This is a genomic window from Leifsonia sp. Soil_N53 (assembly GCF_057655165.1).
The window spans coordinates 1-24,699 of the sequence record NZ_JBDGMM010000045.1; the positions used below are offsets into that span (position 1 = coordinate 1).

General features: G+C 64.6%; 31 protein-coding genes and 1 pseudogene. 23 read left to right on the top strand and 9 right to left on the bottom strand.

Annotated features, from left to right (window positions below; genetic code table 11):
* Nucleotides 1-546, bottom strand: a pseudogene (locus tag AC3A3H_RS05300) (hypothetical protein); the annotation flags it as partial.
* 517 nt (nucleotides 547-1,063) lie between these two features.
* Between AC3A3H_RS05300 and lipB the strand changes: the two are divergent.
* From lipB to AC3A3H_RS05315, 3 genes are all read left to right on the top strand, one after another.
* On the top strand, nucleotides 1,064-1,789 hold the full coding sequence (gene lipB / locus AC3A3H_RS05305) for a lipoyl(octanoyl) transferase LipB (RefSeq protein ID WP_487613504.1): 726 nt from the start codon (nucleotides 1,064-1,066) through the stop codon (nucleotides 1,787-1,789).
* Entirely contained in the window at nucleotides 1,786-2,775 is a 990-nt protein-coding gene (gene lipA, locus AC3A3H_RS05310; RefSeq protein ID WP_487613505.1) for a lipoyl synthase, read from the top strand. The genes lipB and lipA overlap by 4 nt, the downstream gene beginning before the upstream one ends.
* A 108-nt stretch (nucleotides 2,776-2,883) precedes the next feature.
* Nucleotides 2,884-3,582: a DUF4191 domain-containing protein gene (locus AC3A3H_RS05315; RefSeq protein ID WP_487613506.1), complete on the top strand. Its 699-nt coding sequence runs from the start codon at nucleotides 2,884-2,886 to the stop codon at nucleotides 3,580-3,582.
* 85 nt (nucleotides 3,583-3,667) lie between these two features.
* Here the strand turns inward: AC3A3H_RS05315 and AC3A3H_RS05320 are convergent, their stop codons facing one another.
* Nucleotides 3,668-4,852 carry a low temperature requirement protein A gene (locus tag AC3A3H_RS05320; protein ID WP_487613507.1) on the bottom strand — a complete coding sequence of 395 codons (1,185 nt, stop codon included), beginning with the start codon at nucleotides 4,850-4,852 and terminating at the stop codon, nucleotides 3,668-3,670.
* 50 nt (nucleotides 4,853-4,902) lie between these two features.
* Nucleotides 4,903-5,328 carry an RDD family protein gene (locus AC3A3H_RS05325; RefSeq protein ID WP_487613508.1) on the bottom strand — a complete coding sequence of 142 codons (426 nt, stop codon included), beginning with the start codon at nucleotides 5,326-5,328 and terminating at the stop codon, nucleotides 4,903-4,905.
* Between the two features lie 175 nt (nucleotides 5,329-5,503).
* Here AC3A3H_RS05325 and glnA point away from each other — a divergent pair, with 175 nt between their 5' ends.
* Nucleotides 5,504-6,928 (top strand): type I glutamate--ammonia ligase, encoded by a 1,425-nt coding sequence (glnA, locus tag AC3A3H_RS05330; protein ID WP_487613509.1) that lies wholly within the window; start codon nucleotides 5,504-5,506, stop codon nucleotides 6,926-6,928.
* A 27-nt stretch (nucleotides 6,929-6,955) separates the two neighbouring features.
* Here the strand turns inward: glnA and AC3A3H_RS05335 are convergent, their stop codons facing one another.
* Both AC3A3H_RS05335 and AC3A3H_RS05340 read right to left on the bottom strand, forming a co-directional pair.
* Entirely contained in the window at nucleotides 6,956-8,068 is a 1,113-nt protein-coding gene (locus AC3A3H_RS05335) for a tyrosine-type recombinase/integrase (RefSeq protein ID WP_487613510.1), read from the bottom strand.
* A gap of 9 nt (nucleotides 8,069-8,077) precedes the next feature.
* Nucleotides 8,078-8,635 (bottom strand): helix-turn-helix domain-containing protein, encoded by a 558-nt coding sequence (locus AC3A3H_RS05340; RefSeq protein WP_487613511.1) that lies wholly within the window; start codon nucleotides 8,633-8,635, stop codon nucleotides 8,078-8,080.
* A 94-nt stretch (nucleotides 8,636-8,729) separates the two neighbouring features.
* On the opposite strand from AC3A3H_RS05340, the gene AC3A3H_RS05345 reads away from it, so the two are divergent.
* The 15 genes from AC3A3H_RS05345 to AC3A3H_RS05415 all read left to right on the top strand — a co-directional run bounded on the left by AC3A3H_RS05345 (nucleotide 8,730) and on the right by AC3A3H_RS05415 (nucleotide 18,689).
* On the top strand, nucleotides 8,730-8,915 hold the full coding sequence (locus AC3A3H_RS05345; protein ID WP_487613512.1) for a helix-turn-helix transcriptional regulator: 186 nt from the start codon (nucleotides 8,730-8,732) through the stop codon (nucleotides 8,913-8,915).
* Nucleotides 8,915-9,529, top strand: a complete 615-nt coding sequence (locus AC3A3H_RS05350) for a hypothetical protein (protein WP_487613513.1) — start codon at nucleotides 8,915-8,917, stop codon at nucleotides 9,527-9,529. The genes AC3A3H_RS05345 and AC3A3H_RS05350 overlap by 1 nt, the downstream gene beginning before the upstream one ends.
* A gap of 27 nt (nucleotides 9,530-9,556) precedes the next feature.
* Nucleotides 9,557-9,796, top strand: coding sequence for a hypothetical protein (locus AC3A3H_RS05355; protein ID WP_487613514.1), 240 nt, complete (start codon nucleotides 9,557-9,559; stop codon nucleotides 9,794-9,796).
* Between the two features lie 627 nt (nucleotides 9,797-10,423).
* Nucleotides 10,424-11,287, top strand: a complete 864-nt coding sequence (locus AC3A3H_RS05360; protein WP_487613515.1) for a helix-turn-helix domain-containing protein — start codon at nucleotides 10,424-10,426, stop codon at nucleotides 11,285-11,287.
* A 223-nt stretch (nucleotides 11,288-11,510) separates the two neighbouring features.
* Nucleotides 11,511-11,813 carry a hypothetical protein gene (locus AC3A3H_RS05365; RefSeq protein WP_487613516.1) on the top strand — a complete coding sequence of 101 codons (303 nt, stop codon included), beginning with the start codon at nucleotides 11,511-11,513 and terminating at the stop codon, nucleotides 11,811-11,813.
* Entirely contained in the window at nucleotides 11,810-12,415 is a 606-nt protein-coding gene (locus AC3A3H_RS05370; RefSeq protein WP_487613517.1) for a hypothetical protein, read from the top strand. Before AC3A3H_RS05365 ends, AC3A3H_RS05370 begins: the two co-directional genes overlap by 4 nt.
* Before the next feature lie 115 nt (nucleotides 12,416-12,530).
* Nucleotides 12,531-12,836 (top strand): helix-turn-helix domain-containing protein, encoded by a 306-nt coding sequence (locus AC3A3H_RS05375; RefSeq protein ID WP_487613572.1) that lies wholly within the window; start codon nucleotides 12,531-12,533, stop codon nucleotides 12,834-12,836.
* Nucleotides 12,837-13,637 carry a hypothetical protein gene (locus AC3A3H_RS05380; RefSeq protein ID WP_487613518.1) on the top strand — a complete coding sequence of 267 codons (801 nt, stop codon included), beginning with the start codon at nucleotides 12,837-12,839 and terminating at the stop codon, nucleotides 13,635-13,637.
* On the top strand, nucleotides 13,630-14,061 hold the full coding sequence (locus AC3A3H_RS05385) for a hypothetical protein (RefSeq protein WP_487613519.1): 432 nt from the start codon (nucleotides 13,630-13,632) through the stop codon (nucleotides 14,059-14,061). Before AC3A3H_RS05380 ends, AC3A3H_RS05385 begins: the two co-directional genes overlap by 8 nt.
* Nucleotides 14,062-14,180: 119 nt before the next feature.
* Nucleotides 14,181-14,525, top strand: a complete 345-nt coding sequence (locus tag AC3A3H_RS05390) for a hypothetical protein (protein ID WP_487613520.1) — start codon at nucleotides 14,181-14,183, stop codon at nucleotides 14,523-14,525.
* A gap of 131 nt (nucleotides 14,526-14,656) precedes the next feature.
* Complete coding sequence (locus AC3A3H_RS05395) at nucleotides 14,657-15,049, top strand: DUF7426 family protein (RefSeq protein ID WP_487613573.1); 393 nt, start codon at nucleotides 14,657-14,659, stop codon at nucleotides 15,047-15,049.
* Between the two features lie 267 nt (nucleotides 15,050-15,316).
* Nucleotides 15,317-16,993: a hypothetical protein gene (locus AC3A3H_RS05400; RefSeq protein ID WP_487613521.1), complete on the top strand. Its 1,677-nt coding sequence runs from the start codon at nucleotides 15,317-15,319 to the stop codon at nucleotides 16,991-16,993.
* A gap of 12 nt (nucleotides 16,994-17,005) precedes the next feature.
* Nucleotides 17,006-17,815, top strand: a complete 810-nt coding sequence (locus AC3A3H_RS05405) for a tail fiber domain-containing protein (protein ID WP_487613522.1) — start codon at nucleotides 17,006-17,008, stop codon at nucleotides 17,813-17,815.
* A gap of 47 nt (nucleotides 17,816-17,862) precedes the next feature.
* A complete protein-coding gene (locus tag AC3A3H_RS05410) occupies nucleotides 17,863-18,282 on the top strand; it encodes a DUF7718 family protein (protein ID WP_487613523.1) in 420 nt (139 codons plus the stop codon).
* On the top strand, nucleotides 18,279-18,689 hold the full coding sequence (locus tag AC3A3H_RS05415) for a hypothetical protein (protein WP_487613524.1): 411 nt from the start codon (nucleotides 18,279-18,281) through the stop codon (nucleotides 18,687-18,689). Before AC3A3H_RS05410 ends, AC3A3H_RS05415 begins: the two co-directional genes overlap by 4 nt.
* Nucleotides 18,690-18,718: 29 nt before the next feature.
* On the opposite strand, the gene AC3A3H_RS05420 is transcribed toward AC3A3H_RS05415, so the two are convergent.
* On the bottom strand, nucleotides 18,719-18,985 hold the full coding sequence (locus tag AC3A3H_RS05420; RefSeq protein WP_487613525.1) for a hypothetical protein: 267 nt from the start codon (nucleotides 18,983-18,985) through the stop codon (nucleotides 18,719-18,721).
* Nucleotides 18,986-19,014: 29 nt separating this feature from the next.
* Nucleotides 19,015-19,470: a hypothetical protein gene (locus tag AC3A3H_RS05425; protein ID WP_487613526.1), complete on the bottom strand. Its 456-nt coding sequence runs from the start codon at nucleotides 19,468-19,470 to the stop codon at nucleotides 19,015-19,017.
* Nucleotides 19,471-19,579: 109 nt separating this feature from the next.
* Here AC3A3H_RS05425 and AC3A3H_RS05430 point away from each other — a divergent pair, with 109 nt between their 5' ends.
* From AC3A3H_RS05430 to AC3A3H_RS05445, 4 genes are all read left to right on the top strand, one after another.
* Nucleotides 19,580-19,942: a hypothetical protein gene (locus tag AC3A3H_RS05430; protein ID WP_487613527.1), complete on the top strand. Its 363-nt coding sequence runs from the start codon at nucleotides 19,580-19,582 to the stop codon at nucleotides 19,940-19,942.
* A 193-nt stretch (nucleotides 19,943-20,135) separates the two neighbouring features.
* Complete coding sequence (locus tag AC3A3H_RS05435) at nucleotides 20,136-20,690, top strand: recombinase family protein (protein ID WP_487613528.1); 555 nt, start codon at nucleotides 20,136-20,138, stop codon at nucleotides 20,688-20,690.
* A gap of 226 nt (nucleotides 20,691-20,916) precedes the next feature.
* Nucleotides 20,917-21,156 (top strand): helix-turn-helix domain-containing protein, encoded by a 240-nt coding sequence (locus AC3A3H_RS05440; protein ID WP_487613529.1) that lies wholly within the window; start codon nucleotides 20,917-20,919, stop codon nucleotides 21,154-21,156.
* Nucleotides 21,157-21,373: 217 nt separating this feature from the next.
* On the top strand, nucleotides 21,374-21,598 hold the full coding sequence (locus AC3A3H_RS05445) for a helix-turn-helix domain-containing protein (protein ID WP_487613530.1): 225 nt from the start codon (nucleotides 21,374-21,376) through the stop codon (nucleotides 21,596-21,598).
* A 624-nt stretch (nucleotides 21,599-22,222) separates the two neighbouring features.
* Here AC3A3H_RS05445 and AC3A3H_RS05450 read toward each other — a convergent pair.
* Complete coding sequence (locus AC3A3H_RS05450; protein ID WP_487613531.1) at nucleotides 22,223-23,545, bottom strand: LCP family protein; 1,323 nt, start codon at nucleotides 23,543-23,545, stop codon at nucleotides 22,223-22,225.
* Between the two features lie 129 nt (nucleotides 23,546-23,674).
* Complete coding sequence (locus tag AC3A3H_RS05455; RefSeq protein WP_487613532.1) at nucleotides 23,675-24,697, bottom strand: helix-turn-helix domain-containing protein; 1,023 nt, start codon at nucleotides 24,695-24,697, stop codon at nucleotides 23,675-23,677.
* Nucleotides 24,698-24,699: the final 2 nt, after the last annotated feature.

Below are 24,699 nucleotides of genomic sequence, written 5' to 3' on the forward strand. Positions count from 1 at the left end.
CGCCGGCGCCCCGGCGACCCCAACGCGGTCGCTCACGGGGCGGACCGCCGTCGGATCGGCGGCGCGCAGGACTCCGGCGACGACGTCCTCCCAGCTGCCGTGCCGGCGGTCGGTCGCCGCGGCCTGGACCGTGACGCCGTGCTCGCCCGCGACCGCGCCGCAGACCGTTCCCGCCAGTGCGGCGAAGGCGGCGACGTCCTCCGCCATCGTCCGCTGGTCGAGGCGCCTCAGGCGGTCGACGGCGGTCAGCACCGGACAGCCGTCGTGGCGGAAGCCGATGTCGGCCGGGGTGAGGCGCACCCCGCCGCGACCCGCCCTGTGAAGGTCGGCGAGCCCGCGTGCCACGGCGGCGAGCACGGTCACCGCCTCGCCCGCGGTCACGCCACCGGTCGCGCTGAGCAGTTCGTCGAGCGTCCCGCGACCCGGATGCTCCCGCAGGTGGATCGTGACCTCGCCGCGCCGCGCCCTGCGGTTGTCTGGTGGCGGCAGCGAACGGGGCAGGTGGGGCGACGCGATCCCGTCCCACGTCATCGCAGTGCGCGTCATCGCAGTGCGCATCGTCTCGTCCGCGCCTGACGCGTGATGTCCACGGGTGTCACGTACTCCCCCGTCACGCCCTCTGCCGTCACGCACTCTCCCAGCACGCCCTCCCGTGCCACGTCCTCCGGCCTCACGCACCCCCGCAGTACCCCCTCCCGCTCCCTCACCAGCCCCGTCCATCCGCCGCGCACCCGGCCCCCGTGCCCGCGCCACCGTGAGCACGGCCCGCCCGCGGAGCGTCCCACCAGTGACGACGAGCGACACCTCGTCCTCGTACTCCTCCGCCGTGACCGCCTGGTGGCGACCCAGCACCTCCCACCCCTCCACGCGCGCGATCGCCGCCGCATGTCTGGCCAGGTCCACCGGTCTCCGTCTCAACTCCATGCCCCCAGTACACCCCGCCCACACGGACCCCAGCCCGGCCGCTGAACGATCAGTGGACAACTCGATCCGGCACCCCGCCTGTGGAGGAGCGCAGGGCGTCGCTGGACATTTCTATACTCAGTCCATTTAGGATGGCTGCATGACGATCTTCGATGTCTCCGGACTCGGCTCGCAGCACGTCCCGTACGACGACGGCCTGCGCCTGCAGCGCGCGACGCACGCCGACGTGGCCGCGGGCCGCGCGCCGGACACGGTCCTCCTGCTCGAGCACGCCCCCGTCTTCACCGCGGGCAAGCGCACCTCCCCCGACGAACGCCCCACCGACGGCACGCCCGTGATCGACGTCGATCGCGGCGGCAAGATCACCTGGCACGGCCCCGGCCAGCTGGTCGGCTACCCGATCCTCCGGCTGGCGGAGCCGATCGACGTCGTCGGCTACGTGCGTTGGCTGGAGGGCGTCCTCATCGACGTGCTCGTGCAGCTCGGCGTCCCGGGCCAGCGCGTGGACGGCCGCTCCGGCGTGTGGCTGCCGGGGCATGGGACGACGCCCGACGGACTCCCGGCCGACGAGAAGATCGCCGCGATCGGCATCCGCGTCGCCGAGGGCGTCACCATGCACGGCTTCGCCCTGAACTGCTCCAACAGCCTCGACCCCTACGACAAGATCGTCGCGTGCGGCATCCGCGACGCGGGCGTGACCACGATCTCGCGCGTCCTCGGCCGCGCCGTGACGCCGCAGGAGGTCGCCCCGCTCATCCAGGCGGCCCTCGACCGCGCACTGTCCGACCCGGCCTCCAGCCCGGTCGCCGCCGCCCACTCCGCAGCCACCAACCCGGCCACCGCCACCGCGGAGGTGGCCGCATGAGCGCCGCACCCGACGGGCGCCGCATGCTCCGGCTCGAGATCCGGAACGCGGAGACGCCGATCGAGCGCAAGCCCGCCTGGATCAAGACCAAGGCGAAAATGGGCCCCGAGTACCGCCAGCTCCAGAACCTGGTCAAGTCAGAGGAGCTGCACACGGTCTGCCAGGAGGCCGGCTGCCCGAACATCTACGAGTGCTGGGAGGACCGCGAGGCGACGTTCCTCATCGGCGGCTCGCAGTGCACCCGGCGCTGCGACTTCTGCCAGATCGACACCGGCAAGCCGGCGGAGTTCGACCGCGACGAGCCGCGCCGGGTGGGCGAATCGGTGACGAAGATGGGTCTGCGCTACTCGACCGTGACCGGCGTGGCGCGCGACGACCTCCCGGACGAGGGCTCGTGGCTGTACGCCGAGACGATCCGGGAGATCCACCGGCAGAGCCCCGGCACCGGTGTCGAGATCCTGGTGCCCGACTTCTCGGGCAACCCCGAGTACCTGGGCGAGGTGTTCTCCGCCGAGCCCGAGGTCTTCGCGCACAACGTGGAGACCGTCCCGCGCATCTTCAAGCGCATCCGGCCCGCGTTCCGCTACGAGCGCTCGCTCGACGTCATCACCCAGGGCCGCCGCGCCGGGCTGATCACGAAGTCCAACCTCATCCTCGGGATGGGCGAGGAGCGCCACGAGATCAGCCAGGCGCTCCGCGACCTCCACGACGCCGGCACGGACATCATCACCATCACGCAGTATCTGCGGCCGAGCCCGCGCCACCTGCCGGTCGCCCGCTGGGTGCACCCGGACGAGTTCGTCGAGCTCAAGCACGAGGCCGAGGAGATCGGCTTCCTCGGCGTGCTCTCCGGCCCGCTGGTGCGTTCGTCCTACCGCGCCGGCCGGCTGTGGGCGCAGTCGATGCAGGCCAAGGGACGCGAAGTCCCGGCCGAGCTGCAGCACCTCGCCGACGCGTCGGCGGGGTTCGCCCAGGCCGTCTCCTGAAGCCGTTCCGGGAGGCCGCGCGACTGTGCGAGCGCGGCCTTCCGGGCGACGCTACGCCCGCCGTGAACAGGTCATCCAGCGGCCGGGTGAGCCGGTATCCTTGTGTCTATGGCACGTAAGGACAAGTCCACCAAGGAGCCCGGTCGGCTGAAGCAGATGTGGCAGGTCTTCCAGATGACCCGCCGCTACGACGACCGTGCACTGCTCTACATCGTGGGCGGAATCGTGCTGCCGATCCTCGCGGGCATCGCGATGGCGGTCTTCCTGTCGGGCGGCAACATCTTCACGATGGTCCTCTGGATCGTCGCGGGCGTCCTCGCCGGCGTGCTCGTCGGTCTGATCATCCTGGGCCGCCGCGCCGAGCGCGCCGCCTACTCGCAGATCGAAGGCCAGCCCGGCGCGGTCGGCGCCGTGCTGCGCAGCTCGCTCAAGCGCAGCTGGCGCGGCTCGGAGATGCCGATCGCCGTCAACGGCAAGACGCAGGACGCGGTCTACCGCGCCACCGGCCGCGGCGGCGTCGTGCTCATCAGCGAGGGTCCCAAGACCCGCACCCAGCGGATGGTCGACGAGGAGCGCCGCAAGATCAACCGCGTGCTGCCGAACGTGCCGGTCACCACCATCTCGGTCGGGCCCGACTCCGACTCCGTCCCGCTGCACAAGGTCCCGCGCACACTCGCCAAGATCAAGCCCACGCTGACCAAGGCGGAGGTCATCGCGATCAGCAACCGCCTGCAGTCGCTCGAGAACCCGATGCCGATCCCGAAGGGCGTCGACCCCCTGAAGGTCCGGGCCCAGCGCGCCCGCTAACCACTCTCTCCCAATCTGAGGTGTCGAGGGGCACGTCGTTGTCACTTCCCGCGCGGAAAAGCGACAACGACGTGCCCCTCGGCCGTCAGTCGGCGGAGGTGCGGGTGCTGCGGAGGACGAGCCACTCGGCGAGGACGACGAGCGCCAGCACCGCGTTGACGCTCCACACGACGACCGCCGTCTGCAGCAGTCCCGCGAACGGCCAGAGCACCGCGAGCGCGACCGCGCCCGCCGCCACGGCGACCGACCAGCGCATCCCCGTCGCCCGCCGGAACAGCAGCAGCCCCACCAGGTAGACGATCCCGGAGCCGCACAGCATCCCCGCCGTCCACGCCGTCGGGACGCCCACCGGCCGTTGCAGCACCAGGCCGTCCGCGACCGCGGAGAGCACGATCCCGAGCACCAGCAGCAGCGGAATGTACGTGTAGGCCGTCTGCGCGACCATCCCGCGCTCGGCCGCGCGTTCGAGGTACTCGCTGCCGCGCTGCTGGCTGTGCGAGAAGTAGAGCAGCCAGAGCAGCACCGTGCCCGCGAAGGCCGCCAGGAACGCGGCGAGGTGGACGACGTCCAGCGGCGCTGTCGAGAACGCGGCGCCGGTGACCACGATGGACTCCCCCAGCGCGATGATCAGGAACAGGCTCACCCGCTCGGACATGTGCGCGCCGGAGATGTTCCAGCTCGACAGCGGCGAGCTCCCCAGCCCGGGCGTCCAGAACCGCAGCCGGGGCCCGATGTAGTCCACGGCCAGGGCGATCAGCCAGACGACGAGGCGGCCCTCGTCGGGGAGGAACGCGCCGACCAGCCACAGCGTCCCAGCCGCCACGTGCCACACGATGATGCGGACGAAGTTGACCGCGTGCTCCGGGCGCGACCGGCCGAACGCGAACAGTGTGAAGACGCTCCGGCTGAGCTGCATAAGCACCAGGCTGACCGCGAACAGCACCGCCCGGTCGCCGAACGCCTCCGGGATGGCCGAGGCCAGCAGCAGGCCGAGCAGCATCAGCACGACGAACAGGGCACGCACCGCTCCCCGCTCGGGGTCGAGCCAGCTGGACGCCCAGGTGGTGAACATCCACACCCACCAGACCACCATCGCCAGCATGACCGCGTGCAGCAGCCCGAGGGCGGACTGGTCGTGCAGGAGGAGGTGCGACACCTGGGTGACCGCGAAGACGAACACGAGGTCGAAGAACAACTCCGTGTAGGTCACGCGGTGGGCGCCGGCGGCGTCGGAGCGGAGCACATCGCGGGCGAAGCCGAAGGCGCGCATGGCAGGAGTGTAGCGACGCCCCTCCGTCTCCGCGACGAGAGGCGCCGCGGCTAACCGCGGATCAGGACGGTGCCCGCCACCTTGTCGTGGAAGCCGCGCTGGTCGGAGTCCCAGACCAGCGCCGGGATGACGATGCACAGCAGCACGGTGCGGACGACCGGCCGCCACACGCCCACCCAGCCGCCGGCCACCGCGACCACCCGCATCCCGAAGATCCGGTGGCCGATGCTGCCGCCGATCGTCGGGATGAAGACGACCTGCATCAGCGCGAAGATGCCGATGTTCGCCCACGGGTCGTAGTGGAAGAACGCCAGCGAGATCAGCGACGCGATCGCCCAGTCGACGACGATGGCGCCGAGGCGCCTGCCGAGCCGTCCGATGGATCGCGGGCCCGCCTCCGGGAGGCCGAGGCGCTCGCCCGGATAGCGGCTGGGGGCGAGGTCGCCGAAGCGGGAGGGCGGGGTGTTCTGCGGCACCCCTGAAGTTTACCGGGCGAGGCTGACCGCTCCCCGCGGCGAAAACGGGGTGCTGACCGGCCAGGCCGTAACATGCCGGAAACATTTGCGTCACGGGAGGGAAACGGCCTCCCCCTACCGTGTAGCTTGGGCTGCAGGTGCAGTCCGTCACCGCAAGCCATTGGGAGTCCTCCGTATGTTCCGTGATTCTTCCGAGGTGCTCAAGTACATCAAGGACACCGACGTCAAGTTCCTTGATATCCGCTTCACCGATCTGCCCGGTGTTCAGCAGCACTTCAACATCCCCGCAGCGACCGTCGACGAGGAGTTCTTCTCGGTCGGCCAGCTGTTCGACGGTTCCTCGATCCGCGGGTTCGCGTCGATCCACGAGTCCGACATGCAGCTGATCCCCGACGTGTCGACCGCCTACATCGACCCGTTCCGCGCCGAGCGCACGCTGATCATGGTGTTCGACATCTACAACCCGCGCAACGGCGAGATCTACGCGAAGGACCCGCGCCAGGTCGCCAAGAAGGCGGAGAAGTACCTCGCCTCGACCGGCATCGCGGACACCGCGTTCTTCGCCCCCGAGGCCGAGTTCTACATCTTCGACGACGTGCGCTACGAGGTGAAGCAGAACTCCAGCTTCTACTCCGTGGACTCGGAGGAGGGCGCCTGGAACTCCGGCCGCGTCGAAGAGGGCGGCAACCTCGGCAACAAGACCCCGTACAAGGGCGGCTACTTCCCGGTCAGCCCGGTCGACAAGCAGGCCGACCTGCGCGACGACATCTCGCTGAAGCTGATCGACGCCGGCCTGATCCTGGAGCGCGCGCACCACGAGGTGGGCACCGGCGGCCAGGCGGAGATCAACTACCGCTTCGACACCATGGTCCACGCGGCGGACGACATCCTGAAGTTCAAGTACATCGTGAAGAACACGGCCGAGCAGTGGGGCAAGACCGCCACGTTCATGCCGAAGCCGCTGTTCGGCGACAACGGCTCGGGCATGCACACCCACCAGTCGCTGTGGAACGACGGCAAGCCGCTGTTCTACGACGAGGCCGGCTACGGCGGCCTGTCCGACATCGCCCGCTGGTACATCGGCGGCCTGCTCAAGCACGCCCCGGCTGTGCTGGCCTTCACGAACCCGACGGTGAACTCGTTCCACCGCCTGGTCCCCGGCTTCGAGGCCCCGGTCAACCTGGTCTACTCGGCCGGCAACCGCTCGGCGTCCATCCGCATCCCGATCACGGGCACCAACCCGAAGGCCAAGCGCATCGAGTTCCGCGCGCCGGACGCCTCGGGCAACCCGTACCTCGCGTTCGCCGCCCAGCTCATGGCCGGCCTCGACGGCATCAAGAACCGCATCGAGCCGCACGAGCCGGTCGACAAGGACCTCTACGAGCTCCCGCCCGAGGAGGCCCGCAACATCCCGCAGGTCCCGGCGTCGCTGGGCGAGGCGCTCGACGCGCTCGAGGCCGACCACGACTTCCTCATCGCGGGCGGCGTGTTCACCCCGGAGCTCATCGAGACCTGGATCGAGTACAAGCGCGAGAAGGAGATCAAGCCCCTCGCGCAGCGCCCGCACCCGTTCGAGTACGAGCTGTACTACGGGGTGTAGCCAGAAACCCGCGTGATCACGCGGATTTCAAGACGTCGCGGACGCGTTAGTCCGCAAATAGTCCGCACGAGTTGCAGGACGGTCCGCGAAAGCGACCGACACCGCAGCTCGTGCGGACTCGTCTTTGTCCGGCCACAAGTGCCCGTAGGTGTCGAGCGTCGTCTTCGCTGAGGCGTGCCGAAGGCGCGCCTGCACGGTCTTGATGTCGAGCCCTGCCGCGATAAGCAGGGACGCGTAGTAGTGCCGCAGGTCGTGGATGCGGAAACCATCAGGCAGGCCGTCCACGGTCACACGGGCAACGCGGAATGCCTCTTCGATCGTGTACGGCGCGATCGGTCGCCCGTATGCGCCGACGACGAGCGTGGTGCTCCCCCAATGGGCGGGCACTCGGTTGAGTTCTAGCCCGACCTCGTGCGGGATCGGGATCGGCGTCTTCGACATGTCTGTCTTCAGCGGCTCGCCGGGGTATTGGATCGCGGGCGAGATAACGCCGCGCATGAAGTCGACGTCCTCGACCCGCAGCGCTGCGATCTCGGCCACCCGGAGGCCAGCGAACGCGCCCAGCAGAACGACAGGGCGGAAGTGGTCGGGCATCGCGTCGTGGAGCGCCCAGATCTGCGCTGTGGTGGCCACGTAGGGCCGCTGCTTCGGCGCTCCCGGCGAGGTACGTCGGCTCACCGGGGACTTCGGCACGATGCCGTCGTGCACAGCATCGGAGTACAGCTGCGAGAGGCGCCTATGCAGGGCGTAGACCGTCGAATCTGCGAGCCCTTCGGCCTTGAGTTCGGCCATCCAGTTCTTGACCTCAGACGGGCGCAGGCTCCCCAGCGGGCGCGTGCCGAACTTCGCGACGATGCGCTTCACGTGAGTGCGGGCCTGACGGACCGTTGACTTGCGATTCGTTGCGTAGCCGGCGAGCCAGGTATCGCACCACTCCCCCAGCGTGATTTTCGCCGTCTTCGGGCTTACCCACGTACCGGTGACGAGTTTGGTCGTCTCTCGGTCGAGCCAGTGCTGCGCCGAGTTCTCTGGATCGCGCGGGTTGTCCTTGAACTTGAAGTGCCGGGAATGCTCTTTGCCCGTCGCATCGCGATAACGGGCACGCCACTTGCCGTCAGGGCGCTTCTTGATGCTCGCCATCGCAACCCCTCAACTCTCGCTAATGTGCTCATCGGCGATGTCGCCGAGACGCTTCAGGACTTCGCGATCACGCTCCCAGGCGTCGAGAACGGCCGACGCGAATGGGCCTTCATCGCCCGTTCTCTTTTTGATCTCGCGGGTGACCGAGTGCCAGTAATGGAGGTGAATCTCGGTGAGGATCGTGTTGTGGATCTCCATTTCCACACTGCCCGTAAGGGGTTGCCCGATCTCGTCCATCACCTGCGCCCTGTCGAGGCTTTCAACTACCGCCTTCCGGATTTGCGGAACGGCGCTAACGCGGGCCATGGCGTAGGGCTTGACGAACAGGACATCCAGTTGGAGATCAAGCTCGTCGCCGATCAGTTGCTCCAGCTGATATCCCAGAATCGCTGACAGTTCGACGGCCTCGCTAAACCGCAAGGGCCGCTCTCCCTTCTCGATGCTCCACACTGTCGCCTGCGACCACTTGAAGCCGCGATCTCTCATTCGCAGTGCGAGCCCGCTCTGACTCTCGCCACCGCGAAGTATCGCGAGCCGCTGGCCTATTTGTTCATCGGAAAGTCCCATAGCTAGGACTCTACTAGATTCGCCAGTTGCGCACCACAAGAATCCATGGTTGACTATGAATGGCAGTAATCCACAACTAGGAACGGGGGTAGCAATGCCTACACTGCTCACGCTTGAAGAGGTCGCGAACATGCTCCGCAAGTCCGAAGCGCAGCTCAGATGGATGATTCACGCCGGCACGGCACCAACATCGGCCAAGATCGGCGGACGACGCATGTTCCGGGCCGAGGATGTCGAGGCGTACATCAACGCACAGTTCGACAACCCGGAGGTCGCCTGATGGATGAACGGACCGCCGACGTTGCCAATGGCTCAGGTGGATGGGAAGAACGGATCGAGGCCGAGGAGCGCCGCCGCGCGATAACCGACCTGTTACGCGGTCCGGCAGGATGGACCGACATCGGCCCTCGATTCGGGAGGGTCTATCGAGTCCAGGCCGACGACGATGGCCATCTGATCGCGCGACCCGGCGGCGGCGCTGCCGTGCTAGCCCCCACTGCCACGTATGTTCTCGTCGCAGCGAACAACCGAATCGCTTCCATCGATGTTGAGAGCCTCAGGTTTTGGCTCCTCGCGTTCTTCGACTGGACGGAACCCCTCGATACCACGCGCAACGGCCGGCCGAGTCTTCGCCTCCAGCGCGAATATGAACGCAAGAACGATCAGTCAGTCATCGTCCACATCCAGGATGGGTCAACGCAAGCCGGCGTCTTCACCGTTGGAGACTGGCAGGTCAGCAGCTCGGCCGGGGTCGACCTGCACATACGACGCAACCAAGCGTCGACCGCACTGGACGCACTCATCTTCACGCGACTGAACTCAGGTCGCATCGCCGCCACATACCCCCATCAAAAAAACGCCTCGGTCGCCGTTGCAGCGGCTCCCGAGGCTTGAATCCATCACCCTGGAAGGAAATGAACCATGTCTGATTCTATCGCAACAGCCGCCACGGGCATCAGTGCGGGCACTGATTCCGCCACCCTTACGGCATATCAGCAGGCCCTCTTGAAGTACTACAGCGGATCGACACTCGCACAGATCCGCAAGGAAGCGAAGCGCAATGGCTGGAACGCCAAGCAGTTCGCCGCCGACGTGTGGCAAGAGCTGTACAACCCGAGCTTCAAGCCGTGGCTGGCGGTGCCGAAAATGGTACGAAAGTAGTCGTCGACCGGCGAAGGCCTCCCGCTCGGGGGGCCTTCGCCGTATGCCGCCGTCATCGTGGGCATTCCCATTGCTGTGAATCCCCCGCATTACTCGAAGATGTGTTCGAATGTTGTGCTATGCTGAGCATAACGATCATCGATCGGACACAAGCCAGATTGCGGCACCCGCTTAGAGGACCAGGAGTCCAAATGCGGAGTCCTTCTTTCTAACGGCCGTACCAGGCGTCGACCGGGCAACTCGCGTTCAGAGCATCACGCTCCGCGAAGTGCCCGGTCGCCTGCTTTTAAGGGAGAACTGTGTCCGAAACACATTGGGGCCGCGTATCTGAAGCGGCAGTCCATTACTGCGTGAGCGACGTAACCATTCGCCGATGGGTCCGAGACGGCATCCTTCGCGGCAACCGGGTCGGCCCGCGCCTGCTGCTAGTCGAGCTGGTCAACCTCGCCGACTTCAAGGGGGCCGCATGACTACACCCCCAAATGAAAACCGCCCCGGTGGCAACGAGGCGGCTTACAAATATTCGGTTGGTTATCCAAAGTTTAACACATCCGGCAGCGAGGCGCTGGGCCACACGCTTCTCGATCGGGAGGTGCGTTGATGGGATACGAACTTTCCGAATGGGCTATGAATCTCGACGGCGTCAGCGGCTGGCACAAAGCCGTTCTGGTCGTCACTGCGGCCAAGGCCGACGACAAGACGCACCAGTGTTTCCCCAGCCAGAAGACGCTAGCCGCGGCCTGCGGTGCGTCGCTCGCGACTGTCACACGCTCGCTCGACGTGCTGGAGTCTATGGGTATCCTCCACCGCGCTCGACGCACGACCGCGGCTGGCTACAGAACGTCGGATCTGATCACGCTCGACAAGTCCTGGACGTCAGACAGCCAAGTAGGCACAGAGCCAACTAGGCAGGCAGCCTACTCGGCTGACAGCAAAACCCTAAACGTCAGGGTGCAGAAGCCTAAACGTCAGGGTGACGTAGCGAAAGGATCATTCATTGATCATTCAGTTGATCATTCAAATAAACGTTCGATCGAGGATGAGTTCGCCGACTTCTACAAGGCGTATCCGCGGAAGCAGGCGCCCGCAGACGCCCTGAAGGCGTACCGCGCGGCACGCAAGATCGAATCTGCTGAGGCGATCCTTGCGGGAGCCCAGCGCTACAACCTGCTGACGACTGGGACCGAGAAGAAGTTTCTGAAGCTGCCCGCCGGCTGGCTTCGGGATCAGCGCTGGAACGACGAGGACGTTGACCAATCCCCAGCGAGGGTCACCCCCGAAGCGAGGGCCCGTCAGACGTTGTCGCTGTCGGACGGACACGGGCGTCCACCGCGGCAATCCGAGATCGAAGCGGCGGAGTGCCCACTTCATCCCGGGTACCCGAACACACAGCTTGCCCCTTGCGGACGCTGCCTGCGCGAGGCTGCGGAACCGGCGGAGCTGGATACCGGACCACTCGACCCAACCCTTCCCGAAGGAGTGCCCTTCTGATGATCGATTACGGATGCCGATGCGACCGCCACGTGGGCGAGGTCTTCCCGCCCCGTTGCGGCGACTGTGACGTGCTCAACCTGACTGTGCCGCGCCCCCGGACGGGCTACTACCCCGGCAGCGAGTGCCCCGAGCACAAGTACTACCCACTGCCGTGCGACAGGTGCGCCCGGGACCGGACACCGGTGGGCGCCGATGGTGCTGCTGAGATTGGGGGCGAATCTTGACCAACTCCGATGACACGGTGATGCTGGTAGCTCTCACGGCCATGTATTCATGCCTGGATGGGGGCGACGTGGCGACGGCTGAAGGTCGTTTGCTCGCGTGGGCGGACGCGCAGGCAGACCCCCGTTCCGCGATGCTGCATCTGATGTTGGCGTACCAGGGGATGGCGGAATCGTTGCTCGCCGACGCGTATGGCGGCCGCGCGGGTGCGGAGGCCGTGCTGCGGGAACAGTTGGTATTCCTCAGCGGTGGCGGTTCAGTTGCCGATATCGCCGAACAGCTCAAGGGTGATTCCGAGTGAGCCCGCTGCCTATCCCCGAGGGGTGGGAGCCGGAGTTCGAGGGCCAGCGCCCTCCCTTCCAGGCGGGAAACGAGTACCGGGTCGGAGCGGGAAACACGCTGGCGCAGACTCACGGGGCGTTCAGTCCTGCGCTCGTGGAGCCGGAGGCGGAGAAGTTCCGAGAGACGATCCTGACTGATCCCGACGCGAACTACTTGATGGCCCCACGTTTCCAGAAGCGACTGTGGTCCTACTGCCTTTCTGAGGCCAGGGTGATGCGCCTTGAAGCTTGGGTGTCGCGGATGAGCGACGAGGAGGCTGCTAGATCCGACAAAGGGCAGACAAGCCCGCTGGAGCTGCTGCGCAAATGGAAGACAACCGCAGCGAACGAGGCAAACAAACTGGGACTTGATCCCGTGTCGTGGGCGCGCATTAGACGTGACTACTCCACCGCGAACAAGTTCGATTTTGTAACTTGGGCGTCCATGAAGCGCGAGGGTTTGACCTCTGGCCAGACAGCCGAGGTCGATCGAATGGACCGCATGGCGCTGGCTCAATGGCCGGAACTGTTCAAGAGCGATGACGCCAGCACAGTGGAAGCCGAGGGCGATGGAATCGGGTAGCGAGGCGGACGCTCGCCGGCTTCGCGTGCTCCAACCTGTCGAGAACGGCCGCATCGGAGTCGAACCGCACCTAGCGCCGTGGGTGCGGCGGTTGATGCTGGACGATCTCGCGCGGATGCGCCGCAGTCCGGCCGACTATCCCCTGGTCCTTCGACTGTTGGACGCATTGTCTCGCGCATCGGATTCTATTGCCGTTGACGGCAAGTCCTATGTGCTAACAACTAAAATTGAATCAGGTGATGCGCCGGTTGGCCCGGCTTCCACTCGCTCCACCAAACAGGCTGCGGAGGCTATGGGGATACCCGTCCGCACTGTCACTTGGTTACTCAATACCAAGCGTTTGGAGGGGTGGAAGTTGGGCCGGGTGTGGGTCATCCCGGCCTCATCAATCGATTCGTGGTTAGAGGGGAAAGGCCGGTAAGTGGCGAAGGAAACAGTAAGGGCCGTAACCGCGGCGGACGTTGAGGAAGCGAAGGCTGCTCTAGTCCAGGGCAAGCAGGCGCTGGAAGACGCCCGAGAAGCGTTCTTCGACGGCCGGGGCGAATGGGACGCGGTGAAGTCGCAGGAAGCCGTTATCGAGTTTGCCGAGGCGCAGCTCATCAAACTGGGCCGCGACCGTGACCGGTACAACGAGAGCGTGCGTCAGGTCGCTCTCGCGAAGCTTTGGGAGGAGATTGACGCCGAGTCCCTTGCATCAGGTGATGAGATCGTGACTCTGTTTGAGAACGTTGTGGATGCTGCGAAGGCGTTCGCTAAGGCGTTCCAGGACCGCAACGGCAAGGTTTTGACGTGGAGGAAAAGCGCCGAAGACCTCGATGTAGGCGCCATGAATGGTCGTCTGGTCCCGTCGCCTGATGATGGCGGAATCGCGCTGGTGAACGGCCCGGACGCGATGCTCCAGGTCGGGACGCGCGTCCTTTCTCTGCAGTATTCGGGCCGGATTCTGGCCTCGCTCATCTACAGCCTTGCAACGTCCACCGACCTGGTTCCGTACTTCCGTGATGCTCACTCCAGCTCTGGGCCGATTAATGACATTGAGGTTGTCCGCTCGATGGTGACGAACCTCGATCACGAGGCGCAAGCGATTCCTGAGGATGCTCTGTTCTTCCGCACCCGCGACGGTGGCCTGTTCGTGACTGGCCCGAACAACGCCTTTTCGGATGAAGTCATGAAGCGGGACGGTCTGCGGCAGATCACGCGGGAGGAGGCCCTGAATGGCTGAACAGCGAAACGCAGAATGGGTCTCTTCGGCCTCGCCTGAGGAGCGTGCCCGTGCGTTCCAGGCCGGCGAACTCGCTCACTATATGGGCGGCAAAACAGACGACGAACGGGCTCACGAAGCTTACGTGAATGGCAGTGCCGATCGGCTCTATGCGCAAGCTCTGGGATTCGCCACGCACCCCCAGATGGCTGCGATGGCGAGTTCCTATGGTTCGACCATGCTGGAGGCCAAACGCCGGGACCTCACGCCCGAGCAGCGGGAAAAGCTGGAGTGGTTGGAATCCGCGACGCCGCAGGCTGCTTACGCGGCCGAGCAGGCAGGCGAACTGAACAACCTGTTGGGCCGAGACGTCACCAACGAGGCCGCCAGGCTCGCAGAGGTTGGACAGAAGGTTCGGGACGCGATGGGCGGGCTGTATGCGTGACGCGACGGTGGGCGAAGCGCTCGAAGGACTCGTTGCGGCTGTCGGTCAGATCCCGAAAGCGGACCTGGCCGCTGTGCACCTTTCGCTTGCGGAGACTGACGCGATTGCGGCGGTGGTCCGTGGGCATTGAGTACAGCTTCGAAGATCTGCACCTGGACGACATCGCTGCACGCGTGGAGGCGTCGTTGATTCCCGCCGCTATGAAGGCGATGGATGGGGTAATCCGGCCTGAGGTGGCAAAGGGCACCCCCGTTGAGACGGGCCATCTTGTCGGCTCTGAGGATGTGCGGCCGACTGATGAGGGCGCTGAACTGTACATTCCTGGCCCATACGCGCGACGACAGGAGTACGAACTGTCATATCACCACAACACGGGGCACGCCTTGTTCCTGACGCTGCCGATGGTGCAGCAGGCCGACGCTGCACTCGCAGTCGTCGCGCAGGAGATCCGGGACGCCATCTAAACCAACGTTCCCCGCACCACAACTCTGACCGCCTTCAGGGGCGGTTTCGTATTTAACCCGGGAGAAACCCAGTGCCATTTGAAGAACTTACCGAACTGATCGAACCGCTCGAACTCCGGATCCGGGGGAAGGTGTATCGCCTGCCGGCAGTGTCGTTCGATGACGGTCTGATCCTCCGCTCCGTGCTCGACGGCACCCCTGACGAGTCGATTACGAACGACCAGGTGCGCGGGATCCTCCTCGGGGGCGTGGATGACGAGCTGCGTGCGGACAATGTGCCTGACGAGTGGGTCGGGCGAGTGATGCTGACCGCGCTCGCGGACTTCAAGTCGGGCCGTTTCTCCGCGGAAATCATGTGGAAGACCGGTGGCGACCCAAAAGAGATTCAGGCCCTGCTGCCGAACAGGGCGCAGAGGCGGGCGGCAAAGCCGAAGGCCTCGCAGCCATCGCGCAATACGGACGGGGCAAGTACGACGAGACGACCGGCCTCTACGAGTACTACGAAGGCGTCCCGAAAGAAGTAACCGCGTCGGGTCAGGGCGTCTCGTTGACGTGGGGTCAGATCCTTCAGCACTGGGCGTTCCTCGAAGCCGATTTCCATTCCGAGTACGGCGTCGATGTGTCGTCTCGGAAGCTCCGCCGACGCAAGACCTGGCGGTGGTTCGTCGTCCGCGTGAAAGGCCTCCTGGCGAGCCCTCAGAGCCGTCTAGCACGCGTCTTCCAGCCCGACCCGGAGGAGTCCTCCACCACAACCGATCCCACCCAGACCGACCCCGAAATGGACACCGATTTTGGTTGACGAAGGTCCCACTACTGCCGGCAGTATCGTCGGCAAGCTGAAGCTTGACGCATCCGACTGGATGGAGAAGCTTGCTGCGGCGGACGCTGCCGCCCGCAAGCTCGGCGGGGCGGACCCGACTGTCCGGGTGGATGTTGACGACAACGGGGCGATCACGAAACTCGCTGCGGTGGATGCGGCGGCGAAGAAGCTTGATGGTTCGTCTCGGTCCCTAAACACGTCGCTCCGCAGTGTCAATGACACGAACGCGGCCGGCGTTCAGCGGTGGCAGTTGATCGCGGCGGCGATCGTCGCACTGCTGCCGCTCATCGCGCCGCTTGCGGGGTACGCGCTCGGGGTAGCAGGTGCGTTCGCGGGCATGGGCGCTGCCGGGGCCCTGGCGATCTACGGAATCATCAAAGCCACCAAGGACGCGACTGTCACGGGAGAGGCGTACAAGAACGGCCTGTCTTCGCTGAAAGCCGTGTTGGATTCGCTCGGCAGCACCGCGGCGGATGCTCTGTTGGGGTCTACGGAAGCGGCTGTTGGAAACGCGGCTGCTTACGCCAAGGTTTCGGGCATCATCGACGGCTATCGGAAGAGTCTTAGTTCGACTGGAGCGGCGACGGGTGAGGGTACCAAGAAGCAGAACGAGCAGTACAAGGCGCTCTCAAATGTCAGTGTCGCGATCGGAAAGCAGAATAAGGATTTGCAAGCTGGCGCGATCCGCGAACGGGAGAAGGCAGACGCGACCAAGGGCGCGAATGACACGTTGGTAAAGAACAGCGATCTTCTCTCGGATCTGAAAGACAAGACAGATGCGGCTGCTGCTGCCACCGACAAGCTGTCCAAGGAACTGTCCGGGCTCGGTCAGGTCAACCTGGACGCCTCGCAGGCGAACATCCAGTACAACCAGTCCGTCGCTGACGCGGAAGCTGCCACGAAGCAGTACGGCAAGAGCCTTGATGTGACCACCGACGCGGGCCGTAAGAACATGTCCGCCCTGGACAACATTGCGTCGTCGGCTACAGCGTTGATCGCAGCTCAGGCGAAGGCAGGAACATCCACGGATGTTCTGACCGCGAATATGGCGGCGGCGCGGCAGGCGTTCATCAATGCGGCTGAGGCTGCGGGTGCGACTGCTGACCAAGCGAACGCCTTGGCGGACCAGTATGGGCTGATTCCGAAGAACGTCACAACGGCTGTTGCAGTGACGGGGGTGGACGAAGCCAAGAACAATGTCATTGGCTTGCAGAAGTGGATTGACTCGTTGCACGGGAAGACGGTCCAGGTGCAGGCGATCGCAAATGCGGGCGTCGCCGGTCAGCTCTACGCGTTCGCGCGGGGCGGCACCATTCCGGGCGCGATTCACGCTGCGGATGGTCTCACAGTGAGAGGGGCCGGATCGTCGTCAGTTGACTCGGTTCCCGCTGTTCTCGCGCCCGGCGAGGAGGTCATTTCGAACATGCATGGTCAGGCATCGTACTGGCGGTCCGCGCTCAAGCTAATGAACTCCGGCAACCGGTTGGGGGTCGCGCAGGAGGTTGCCCGGCTGACCGGCTCTCGGGCGTCTCAGCCCATCACGGCAGGGCCAACAAACACTTATCACAACACATTTCATGTGCACGCCAATGATCCGAACGAACTCGTCGGAAAAGTGGCGATGGCACTCAACGCGTTCCGCATCTAGGGAGATCAAGACATGCCTGGTGGTCCCGGGAACCTTTCGTGGCAGATGCCGCCGCGGATATCCGACATTGTGCGAGCGCAGCACGACCTAGAAAGAGCGCAGCGGGAGCAGGCGGCGGCCAACACGCTTCAGGCTGCCCAGTTCGGTTCGGGCGGCATCCTGGTCAACGGTGGCGGCTCTATCACCATCAGCGGTTCTGGGTCCCTGAATGTTGGTTCGGGTGCGTTGAACTCGGCCGGGTCGATCAGTGCGGGCACGACGATCACCGCGGGCGGATCGATCTCGGCTGGCGGCGCCCTGAGTGGAGCGTCGCTGAATGTGGGTAGTGGCAGTGTTGCTGGCGGCTCGTTCTCCGGGACCACCTGCTCGCTCACCAGCGATCTCAGCGCGGCCAACGTGAGGCTGGGCGGTTCTGGAACCCTCTACAGCACTTACGCCCTCAGCAACCCGGTCGTTACTGGCTACGTAGCCGCGTACATCAACGGCCCAGACGGCCGTTTCGGGGCGACACCCTCAGCACGCAGGTTCAAGCAGAACATCCGCCGCAAGCAGTACACCGTTGAGGACGCCAAGCGGCTGTCACAGCTCGTCGTGAACTACCGGTTGAAGGAAGCGGTGAAAGCGTACGGCGACGATGCGCCCGTCGAGGTGGGCGTGATCGCGGAGGAACTGATCAAAACTGGCTTCCCGGAGTTCGTGATCCATGACGCGAAGGGGCGCACATTGTCGGTCGCATACGAGCGGATCGGGTTGGTGATCGCGTCCGCCTTCGGCCAGTTGGCGGCCGACGTGGATGCAATCAAAGTTCAACTCGGAATGTGACTCCTGATGAGAGTTCTGTGCCGCTGGGCCTGCAATAGAGTCATGGCATGGCGAGAAAGGGGGACCGACAGCGCAATGCGAAACGTGATCGCAGACCAGTCCCGATTCCCGACCCCCCACGGTGGGTTCCACCTGACGCATCTCTCTGTGAAGAGGAGACGTTCCAGTTCTTCCTCGATGCGGGTGCCACCGTGCAGATGACCCAGAGACAGAGCAAATACAAAGGCCAACTCGTGGACTATGCAGTAATTCTCTCCCGCAAAGTTGCTGAAGGCGAATGGTCAGAAATCGCCTCGATCGATTGCCGCCACGGAAACGTGCATTTTCATGAAGACGGGATACACGGTGCCGGTACAGCCAAAACGCTGAGACCAATCTTTGAGCAGAAGGACGTTCAGGACTCGTTCGGGGACTCTTGTGATGCTATCTGGGAAAGATATAGTGAATACGTGGGAGGAGCATTGTGACAGTCCCCTCCAGTGAAGAGCGCCGAAATTCACTGACTCGCAAGATTATGAAGCATCTTGCGAGTACTGACGCGCCTATTTTTATGCCATATCAGGCACCAGACGGTAGCCGGCCAATTGTCGTCGCGCTTCCGAGCGACCAAATGAGTGACGTGGTTTCGCGCGTTCGCAACGCTGGCGGGCATGCCAACGTTGTGGTTGCGGAGGCTCAAGCATTCCGCGTGATCGAGCTTTGGCGTGAGCCAACAGCGGACGATCCCGATTCCGACTCCGAACAGATCACAAAGACTCTATCGGTTGGAATGTTTATGCTTCAGCGCAAGCGCAGCCGCGCGCGCGGCACCTTTACGTTCAATCGCGTAAGGGTAAACACTGATAGCGCCTCGAGAGAATTCGCGCTTACTTGAGCCATCCGTCCGTTGGACGGTCGTAACGACTAGCCGCCCGGATGCGGGTTGGGTGGCCCATCCCAATAACCGTGCACGTTGTTGTCGTAGCGCACGAGATCGTCAGCGCGTTCCAGCGACTCACATACCGCCATCAGTCGCCGCTCTGCAGGGTCGAGGTCCCACCGGATCAGTAAGTATTGGTCTTTGCCCCGCTTATCCGTGTAGCGGCGTATCACGGCTTTGGGTAGCACCTTGTCGTTGCGCATGACTAGCCAGGTGTCCCTGTCGTAGCGGATGGGCTTCGGGCGGGTCACGCGTTAATTAGAACACATGTTCGAATGAGTCAGTTGGTGGCGTTGCTCAGTTGGTTGAGGCGCATTGCGAACTCTCGCGCTTGCTTCCCGATGTTGGGGGACTTCTTCACATAGACCTGTCGCAGGATCACCGCATCCGGTCCCTCGATCATCAAGTACAGCTCGCGATCGTCCAACTTCTTCGGCAACGCCAGCGCAAGCGGGCCAAGCGTCGCCATGCGAGTGACCGTGAGCCTGCGGTTGACTGTCCCAGAGTCTTCGACGCTTGCGGAGAGGCCGGCGATCGAATGCCGGGGTGCATTGTCGCCCCATCCTTCGATCAGCTCAGTAGAGGTAAGACGCAGTGCACCATCCGGGAGGGCGAGGGTGGCGATCACGCCGTCAGCGCGGTTCTTGTCGGCCTGGTTCTTGTAACACCAGATTCCGAACGCGACGAATCCGACGATGGCGACGCTGAAGATGACCGCATAGGCCGTGGTGTCCATGAACGAATAGTAGAGCGATCCTCAGCCAATTAAAATAGGTGCCAGCACGTATTTTCCCTGGTCAGCTATGCATACTTCTTGCTTTCAATCGATATAGATCGGGCCCACCATGACCGCCGAACCCCCGCAGCCACCCGAAGGCTTCAGACTCTACGGCCCCGACCTCTCCTACGAACTCGCAGCAATGCTCCTACGCGGAGAACACGACGCCTGCAACGCCCGGATCGAACAACTACTCACCTGGTGGGGAGCCGAGAACAACGGACTAATCCGCAACCTCATCTTCGACCTCGCATACCAGCTCGCCAACTCCATACTCCAACAACACGACAGCCCCGAAGAAGCAGCCGAATGGGCCGAATACACCGCACTCGACAAAGGCGTCGAAGACGAGGCAAATGCCAACATGGACGAAGACCTCGAATGGCCCTTCAACGAAGACGGAAGCCCCAAACCACAAAACGAGTCGTGATCGGTCCGTCCGCGTCGTTGTGGCCGTTCGGGAAAACGCCCCGCGCGCGCATGAGCCTGTCTCAAAAACGATGGCTTTATGCGACACTCACCGCAGCAACAGGCGCCCACGAATTCATTGGGCGAGGGGTCTATTAATTCCGTCTCGTTTGCTCTAGTCTCACGGCAACGGCTTTTTGAGACAGGAGCGGATCATGGCTGTCATCGGGTACGCCCGCGTATCCACGGTTGAGCAGAAGCTAGACCTTCAGGTGAATGCGTTGCAGGAAGCCGGCGCCCAACGGATCTTCACCGACCACGGTCTGTCTGGTGCATCCACCGATAGACCGCAGCTCGCAGCCGCGATCGACCACCTCCGGGCCGGGGATGTGCTCACCGTATGGAAGCTCGACAGGCTCGGCAGAAACACCCGCCACGTACTCGAAGTCATCGACGACCTTAGAGCGCGTCAGATCGGCTTCAGGAGCCTCACTGAGGGCCTAGACACTACCGGGCCGATGGGTGTCGCCATGCTCACCATCATGGCTGCATTCGCCCAGCTAGAGCGAGACACCATGATCGAGCGCACGCGCGCCGGCCTCGCCGCTGCCGCCGCCAACAACAGGCACGGTGGGCGACCACGCAAGGTCAACGCCAAGGCAGCAGCCAAGGTGCAACGGCTGAGGTCACAAGGGCTATCAGCACCAGACATTGCCCGTGCTGTGGGTGTGTCCAGGGCGACCGTCTACCGGTACCTCAACGTCGACTAGACACCCCCGGCGGGCCCCCCTTTCTCAAACGGCAGACGCCCCGCTATGTGCCGCGATACGCGCGAACCAGGATGGAAACTCGGTTTGTATTTCAGTGCGGCGATTGGGTGGGTCCGTAATATTCGGGGGCGACGACCGACCTTTACGGGGTGAATCAGCACTTACAAGGGTGGGGTTGAATGTCGACTCCTGTAACCGTCGTCATCTGCGCGTGCATGCTCGTCGTATGGCAGATGGAGAGAGTTCTAAAGATTTTGAGCCGTGGGTGGGTGTTCCCGTTGTTGCGGTGCACCTGGATAAGAAGCCCTGGACGGTGCGTGAGCTGGCGAAGTCCGGCGCTATCCCAGGTACGAAGGTTGGTTCGGAGTGGCGGTTCAAGCTGTCGCTGATCGATGCCTTCCTCATCAAGCCTGAGCCTGACCCGTGGGCACAGTCCCGTAAGTCTCGGGGTCGGCGGCGATTGTGAGCGCAGCGGAGCCTACAGATCGTTCGAGCTTTCCATAAGTACGTCCAGTTACATATCGATATCGATATGACAGGCGATTAGTTGTTGGAAAACCGTGACAGACTGCCCTCCATGACATCCGCATTGAGCGACATCACGCTTTCTCAGATATTCGAGGCGGCACAGGTCTTAGACGTACCGCCTTATAGGTTGGCGACGATCCTCTTGGGAGCGATCGATGAGTGAGCCGTGGGTGACCGCCGACGAGCTGGCCGCCCATCTTCGAACGTCTGCCCAGTCCATCCGGTTATGGGTGAACGAGGGCCGGATTCCCGGGTTCAAACCGGGGAAGTTGTGGCTTTTCAAGATCTCCGAAGTCGAAGCTGCGCTCTCCTCGCCACGTATCGAGCCTAAGCCGGTCCAGTCGCCGCAATCGCGTGGACGGCGACGGTTGCCGGGATAGTTGGCTCCTGTGTTTGTTCGGCAGGCGCCCGGTCGTGGCCGCTAGGGCTTCCCGATGAGCTCCGAGATTGGGACGTCCCGGAACGGGTTGGCCACACCGCCGGATTGGAGGTTCACGTGTGTGAACCCTCGATCGCGCAGGTCACGTATGACTTCAGACGTGGCTGGCTTTCCGACCGTCACCCACCCATCGCTACCGTTCGGGGCCGGACTTGAGAGCGTCGAGCGCTCCGGATGCCAAGCTGCGTAGACGAGGACAGTTTTGTTCGCGCTCGATGGAAACTGAGCTTGCGCGGTCGCGAGGATCAGAGCGCGTGGGGTCACGACCCACAGTGTAGAACTTCGGAATAGGTTCCGCACCGCCCCTAGCCGCTGGATGGGCCGCGCATTCTCGGCGGAGGAATCCATCCAGTCCGCAATTAGTCCGCAGGAATCCCGATTTGGTGCACGTTCAAACGAATGCATACAATCACGAAAATGTAATTTGACCAGCATATTCAAGCACCGCCAATCATGCCCAATTGCGTCTCGAAAGTACGAGCTGTACTACGGGGTCTGACACCTCGGCTGATCGTGGAAGGGCCGCATCCCGTGGGGGGTGCGGCCCTTTCCGCGTCTGCGGGGGTCACTTCACGCAGGGCACTCCCCCGGACGGCAGCGGGGCCGTCGGGTCGGTGTAAGTGCCGTTCGGGCCGGGCGCCTTCGACGGGGTCGGCGCGGGTGCTGCCGTGGAGGGGGCCGGTGCGCTCGGGGCCGGCGTCCCGGGCGTCGGCGTCGCGGTCGGCGTCGCCGGGTTGAGGAGCTGCTGGACCACCGCGTGGATCTGGTCCGGGTCGACGAGGTTGACGTCCTTGCCGTCCTTCACCCCGTAACCGGTGATCGGAAGCGTCGTGAAGGTGATGTTGCCGCCCGCCAGGTGCTGCGCCTCCGACGCGAAGCTCAGGAGGTCGAAGCCGGAGTCAAGGGCGATGTTCTGCTTGGCGGCGGCGATCAGCGACTCGAGGGTCGCCGGGTTCGCGAAGGTGTCGGCCTTCTTCAGCTTCGTCGCGAGCGAGACGATGAACGCCTGCTGGCGGCGCTCCCGATCCAGGTCGGTGAAGTTCAGCGACGGGTTGTTCTCGTCGCGGCGCTGGCGGACGAAGCTCACCGCCTGGGACGCCGTCAGTTGCTGCACGCCGGCCTTGAAGTCGGCGCCGGAGTACGGGTCCTGGGTGTCCTGCGCGACGCACACCGTGATCGGCTGGACCGTCTGGGCCACCTGGTAGAAGGCGGCCATGGTGACCTCCACGAAATGGTCGATCCGCACGCCGCCCAGGAAGTCCGAGACGGTCTGCAGCTCGGTCTGGCGTGCGAAGGCGCGGGCCTGCTGGTAGGCGTCGTCGTGCGCGGTCCCTGCGTTCGTCAGCTCGGTGAGCTTCTGGTCGAGCGCCAGGCCGTACGCCTCCTTGATCTTGGAGGCGGACACTCCGTCGGGGCTGCCGGACAGCGGCGCATAGTCGTCGCGCGGGATCGAGATGCCGACCGCCTTCCTGCCGCCCGCCGGGATGTGGATGAGCATCAGCACGTTCGCGTTGTAGCCGCCGTCGCCCTGACCGCCGGCGTGCAGAGCGTTGTAGACGTCGTCCGGCAACGCGTTGCCGTTCTCGTCCAGCCGGCTGTCCAGGCCCATCACGAGGATGTTGCTCTCGGCGACCGGCTTCTTTTGCGCGCCGCCGGGGAGGCTGATGGTGGAGCGGTGCAGGCCGTTCGACAGGTCTGCATACGAGTAGGCGGCGAACGCGGCCACCGCGACGAGGACGACAGCCACAGCGGCGGCGACCGAGAGGAGGATCCGCTTCGTCGGGGAGAGGCGGCGACGCCGGGCGTGCGCGACGTTGCCGCGGGCGGGCTCGGCGGCGCCGCTGTCGCCGACCGGGAAGGCCGGGTCGGGCTGGCGGGGCGAGGGCATGGCGGGGTCTCCTCGGGAGGTGTCGATTCGGGACGGGCTTCGGGGCGTCCCGATCGTCCCACCGAAATCCCGAACAGTCAGCGGACGCCCGCTGAACTCCCAGAAACGGTTCGACGCAGCGGCCCGGACTCAGCGTCCGCGCTGGCTGGTGTACTCCCAGCGGTAGGCCAGCTCGAAGGCGAGGCGCGAGGCGAAACCCCAGCGCTCGACGATCGCCTGCGCGCCGCCGTCGGCCGGCGCAGCCGGTCCGTCCAGGTCCAGCGGCCCATCCAGCGCGTCCAGGCCCACCGACGAAGCCATCTCCAGCGGCGCACCCAGGTCCACCGGCGCATCGGGGACGCTGGCGGTCAGCTCGTGGCGCGCGGCGTCGAGCCGGACCCGGCGGAGGTAGCGCGCGGGCGTGACCCCTTCGTCGTTCTGGGAGCGGAAGGCGAGCAGCAGCTCCCGCGTGGACGTCCCCGCGGCCTGCGCTGCGTCCTCGACCGTGATCGGCAGCGACGCGTGATCGCGCAGGAACTGCGCGCCGGCCCGGTAGACCGACGCGCGGCGCTCGGCGGAGACCCTGAGCGTGCGGCGATCCCCGACGAGCCGGAACGACTCCAGCGCGGCGACCGCCAGCATCCGGTAGGCGCTCGCGCGGATCAGGTCGTTGTCGAGGATGCCCTGCGCCTCCTCCCGGCGCACGAGCTCCAGGGCGGCGAGCCACTGGGCGCCCGCCCGTGGACCGCGGGCGTGGACCCCGTCGAACCGGACGACGAGGTCGTCCTGGCCGTAGAACAGCCGCGCGGTGCGCTGGAGCGCCTCCGTCTGTAGGCCGACGCCGAGGATGTCTGAGTCGGACACCCGCGCCAGATAGGGCCGGCCGGGCTGGAAGAGCGCCGGACGGTCGGTCGGTGAGCCCTCCTCGCCGTCGAACTCCCACCGGAATCCCGGAGTCGCCGCCACGACCAGCACCGTGCCAGGGTCGATCGCGCACTCGTAGCGGCCGAGGGTGCTCACCGAGGTGAGGAAGAAGCGCTCGTCACCCACCACCCGCTCGTCGTAACGGGTGAGACGCCGGGTGACGTCCACGCTGCCGTACTGCCCGTTGAGCCAGGCCTCGGACTCCCCCACGTCGTTTGAGCCGAAGGTCTGCTCGAAGTAGTCGGACAACC